This window comes from Cysteiniphilum halobium, from assembly GCF_003574425.1.
Classification (GTDB): Bacteria; Pseudomonadota; Gammaproteobacteria; order Francisellales; family Francisellaceae; genus Caedibacter; species Caedibacter halobius.
The window spans coordinates 1-5416 of the sequence record NZ_QLIU01000077.1; the positions used below are offsets into that span (position 1 = coordinate 1).

Annotated in this window: 2 protein-coding genes; both read right to left on the minus strand. The window is 37.7% G+C overall.

The window, feature by feature from the left end; all coding sequences use genetic code 11:
* On the minus strand, positions 1-3112 hold a 3112-nt coding region (locus DNK85_RS10740), incomplete at its 3' end, for a BspA family leucine-rich repeat surface protein (protein WP_119329562.1).
* A gap of 126 nt (positions 3113-3238) precedes the next feature.
* Positions 3239-5416 (minus strand): cadherin-like domain-containing protein (locus DNK85_RS10745; protein WP_162896690.1); only part of this gene is annotated, 2178 nt, incomplete at its 5' end.

Below are 5416 nucleotides of genomic sequence, written 5' to 3' on the forward strand. Positions count from 1 at the left end.
CAACCGTTTCAAGCGAAGTCACTTGAATGCTGGCAATTGTATCATTATCAATATCACTGTAGTTAAAGTCACCGATCACAAAGGTATAATCCGTATCTTCCGCAGTAATAACGGTATTATTAGCTGCTGTTGGTGCATCATTGACCGCGTTTACGGTGATGTCTACAGTATCGATATCAGATAAGGGTGTGCCACCACTATCGGTTGAAGTAACTGTTAAGGTGTCGCTGCCATTAAAGTTAAGATTCCCCTGATAGGTTAGACTTGCTAGCGTGTTATTAATATCTGTTTCATCTCCACTAATAGTTAAATCATTACTACCATTAGCTCCAGAGGATATTGTCGCTAAACCGGATAATGTGACATTTAATACCCCATTGTTTACCTGTAAACGGGTTGTTGCTAAATTACCATTAGGGTCCGTTGCTGATATGCCTGTTATGGCAAGTAGTGTATCTTCATCAACATTTTGTGCGCCTGGCACGGTGTTTACTGGCGCGGGCGATAAACTATCGCCAATAAATGTCCAGCCTTTAGCGTTGATTAGATTATCTCTAGCGGACTCGGCACTTGCACCATAGTAAAGATTATCGACTCCAATAGTGATACCACTTGGTACCGGAGCACTATCCCAACCAATTAAAGTGGCATTATAATTTGCTACCGACATGCCACTGACTGATAAAAAATTACTCATATTAGTGACACTAGATAAATCAAATCCACTTAGCTCTTGATCAAATGCGCTTGCAAATTGGAACATAAATGACATATTGGTAACATTGGAGGTATTCCAACTATCTAATGATTGATTAAATGATGTTGCACTGTAAAACATCTGAGTCATATTGGTAACATTTGAGACATTCCAACTATTTAGTGCTTGATTAAATGCGCTCGCATCTCGAAACATAATTGACATATTGGTAACATTTGAGACATCCCAGTTATCTAGTTCTTGATCAAATACTGCTGTATTATAGAACATCTGAGCCATATTGGTAACATTTGAGACATCCCAACTATTTAGTGCTTGATTAAATGCTGTTGCATCTTTGAACATGGCTAACATATTGGTGACACTTGATACATCCCAACTATTTAGTGCTTGATTAAATGAACTTGCACCATAAAACATCTGAGTCATATTGGTAACATTGGAGACATTCCAGTTATTTATGGACTGATCAAATACCGTTGCAAACTGGAAAATTAATGACATATTGGTAACATTGGAGACATCCCAATTATCTAGTGCTTGATTAAATGAGGTCGCATTTTGAAACATACTACCCATAGTGGTAACATTTGAGACATCCCAACTATTTAGTGCTTGATTAAATGCTGTTGCACCATTGAACATGCTTGCCATATTGGTAACATTGGAGACATCCCAATTATCTAATGCTTGATTAAATGCTGTTGCACCATTGAACATGGCTAACATATTGGTGACACTTGATACATCCCAGTTAGTTAATGATTGATTAAATGCTGTTGTATTATTGAACATAAATGACATATTGGTAATATTTGACACATCCCAGTTTGAGACATTTAAATTAGCACTGTCATTGAGAGAAAACATGCTACTAAGATCGGTAACATCGGTTAATATCGGCGTATCTGAAGCATTAAAGCTTACGTTATCTGTATCAGAAAAAGCGGAATTTAAATCACTCCAAACGACATTCCCCCATTGCTCAACAGTTTGTACTTTCAAGCGGTCATTATTGCCAAAATTAAAACCATCAATATCACCAACAACTGCAATCGTATATTGTCCTGATACAGCGTAATTGTGCGTGATATCACCACCACTTGTATATGTATTTGATGTCCCATCTCCCCAAAATACCTTATAACTTTGTCCTGCCCCACCGGCAACTGGCAAAATATAAGTGCTTGAATCGCTACTGCCTGAGTATGTAACATTTGTATCAACCGTCATCACAAAACCGATCGCTTCGGCACTTGCCTGATCATCAGCAATCGTTAAACTAATCGTTGCACTATCTGTTCCACCACCAGGAGAGTCTTCAATCGTATAGCTGAAGTTTTCTGTTGTTCCTGTTGCAGTGACTTCTAGCCTCTGACCATCTGCAAGTAGTTTCACTGTGGTACCAGATGCCAATGTTACTGTTTGGCCGGGTGAAATAGGGTGATCAGTACCATCATTAAGGTTGATAATTTGGAGATTTTCCATTTCAGGATCTGAGTCATTATCAAGTGGGGTGATGGTAACCGGAACTCCAGAGATAACGGTAAAAGCATCGCTAACTGCATCTGGGGGATCACCTAACAGGAGATGGCTCCAATGTTCTGATGATAGGCCTGTAATATCAATCTGGCCTTTTTCATATTCTAAATCCCAATCGACAACATTATTTACTTGACCTGTGAAATCAATAGACGCTGCAATATCTGCACTGGTTAATGCTGTTAATGCATCAATAAAAGCTTGTCCTTTATCACCTTCGGCAACATTACAACCATAAAATAAAATATCACCTTGCTCCGTCAGCGCTTGGCCCCACTGCGCTAACTGTGCTTGATAGTCCATCAAGTTGCTCGCTGTAAGATCGACATTTCCCAATTGCAGCTGTGCTTCGGCACCATGGGATACAATGTGAATTGCTTCTAAATTTTGATATTTTGCTAAAATATGAGCAATTGCATCAACACCGTCAACCTCTGATGTAATCACTTCAATGGATGCATGACGAGACACGCTTTCAATCAAAATATGAGGATCTTTAACTCGGCTATCAATAATCATTACTTCAGTAAACTGACTATAATCTGTTGTAAAGCCTTCACTATTTGCTTCAATAGCCTCCAGCAGACTTTCTGTTGCTTGCGCATTTTCGTTTTGTTTAAGAGCATTTAATATATAAATTTGTTCTTGCTCACTGACGCCATCGGCTAAATCCACTGCTTCAATTGCAGCACCATCAAACATATATCGAGGCTCTAACTCCTGCAATAAGAATGGTTGCTGCTGGTTTTTTAGCTGGTTATCTTGCAATAGCTTTTTGAGAATTAAGTCTTTGTCTACTTTTTTATTGAGACTGAGCTGTTCTTTTATTAATCGATATAATTGTTTAAACATAGCGGGGCTCCTGGTTAGCTGTCATAGCCGCAAAAAAATGGCAATGACTAACAATGTGAGCAAAGTATAGTCGCTCTGATAATGTCTTTCCTTGAACAAAAGATATTATCCAGAGTGTTTTAGTTATCAGCTTTTTTTAGCTGGGTTATTTTGTTTGTTTTTATCATCTAATGCTAATAAATTGGCTTTGGCATAGGCGAGTTTATAACGTTGCTCTGCCTCACTAAAGGTTTGCGCGTCTTTGTCAACCATGCTATTGCCTAATAGTTTATTTTTTAATGCAATCAAAATACCTTGATTTGTGTGCGACTCAACAGAGCTTCTTGTCTCAAGCTCGACTTCATCTATTGCTTTTCTTTGATTTTGTTGGATTATTGTCATAAATTGCTCTGCTAAAGCTGGATCTAATTTCTGCAAAGCTCCATGAACAGCTGAATTAAAGTCTTCGCTTGTATTTGATTGATGCGCAATAACCGTCATAATATTACTTTGGGCTTCACGATTAACCCCTTGAATCATATAAGATATTACGTTTGCTGCCTCATTTAAGCTTAATCGAGAATCTGTCACACTCTGGACAATGCTTTTAACGATAGTTTCACTAGAAATACCGATATCCAAACTAGTATCTACAACACTTGCTGCAATTATTCCAATATTAGACTCAGGCTCACGCGCATTAATCATTTGTTGCAATACTCCTCCAACTACCTGATCATATGAGTTATACCCACTTTCTTGAATAATATTTCCAGCAACATCCTTTAAATCCAATACTGATGAATCAGCGGCTAAAGCTTCGGTAAACTTCAGTAAAGCATCTACTGGTGGTGTTGCCAGTGTTGGTAAATTCAATAATACAGGCTTATTAAAGGAGTCTTTTACCAAGAAAGTATTTGCTATTAACGGATCAGACGTGATATTAAACCCTTGTGAGTTGCGGTTAGAAAGATTCGTTAATACATCTGGCGTCAAAATAACATTTATACCAAAGTATCGTTGATCTAATAGCTGTTGACGATGATAGATTTCAAACACAAAATCTACTTTACCTGAGAAATTGGGGTTAGCAATAAACGAAATATCTAATTTATTGGCTGAGCGAGTGACTTCAACTTTACCTTTATCTGGTGTGATGCCTAATATACGCGCACTGACAATATCACTACTTAATAAGCTGGCAATTAAAATTTTCTTACCGTTTTGTATTTCATTTATTAACGGAGACTCCACGGTGCCTAGACCAGATTGAAAGTTAGTTTCATGTATGTTAAAGGTACTATCTTCAAATCCAGCAAATGCTTGAGCATAGGTAACAATATTGTCTCGATCATTAACTAAAGTAGTATTGGCATCTGAAAGGGGACCACCTATCACATATGTATTTTGCACATTTGGCTCAATATTTGCGGCTGTTTTGCTATTAAAAATATTCAGCGCTGTTGCGATGATATTTACCTTAGAGTTTTTATCAACGATGATATGATCTCCTGAGCTTGTGGTAACTAATAATTGCAAAAGGTTATCTTCGATGGTTGTCCCAGTTGGAACAAAGACATCAACAATACTATTACTACCTATATCAACGCCCAGTTGATCCGTTATGGCGTCACTAACTGTTGCCTTACTATTACTTGTGAGGGTTATCTCCTTATTATTTATGATAACTGTTTGCGTGTTATTGCCATTGTCGACAACAGTCGCACCACTTGGAACGGTGACATCTATAATACCATCACTGTTAAAGTCAATTGTGGCAGTAGTGCCATTGTCAAAAATGGTACTCACACTATCATTAACAACTGTGATTTCGGAACCATTCAACGTTGTAATTGTTGATGTGCTATTGCCATTATCAACAATCGTTGAACCTACAGGCGCCCATGCTTCAGCAATATCATTTGCAGTTGAATCTAGCTCTTTAAGGCCATTGAATGTTAAATCACTTGCTCTAATTGGTGTAACTGAGGAGACTGCTACTTGATCGTCACCGACAGCCACTTTGTAACTTGGTGGTGTTGACCCACTTTGGACAAAGTAAATTTCATTATTATTTAATTGTGCTGCAGTAAAATCAGTTAATGCTGTTGTTAAATCAGAAATTAAAGCGAAATGACCACCTGCTATATCACTAAATTGAATATCAATGTCAATAGCAGTTGTATCAACATCTGTAATACTAAGCATGGTATTATCAATAAGAACACTTTGCCCGCTATTTACCACTAAAGTCGCTAAATTAATTACCGGTGCATCATTAACAGCAGTAACGTTAATGGTACTAGTTGCTGCAGTTGAATTAAC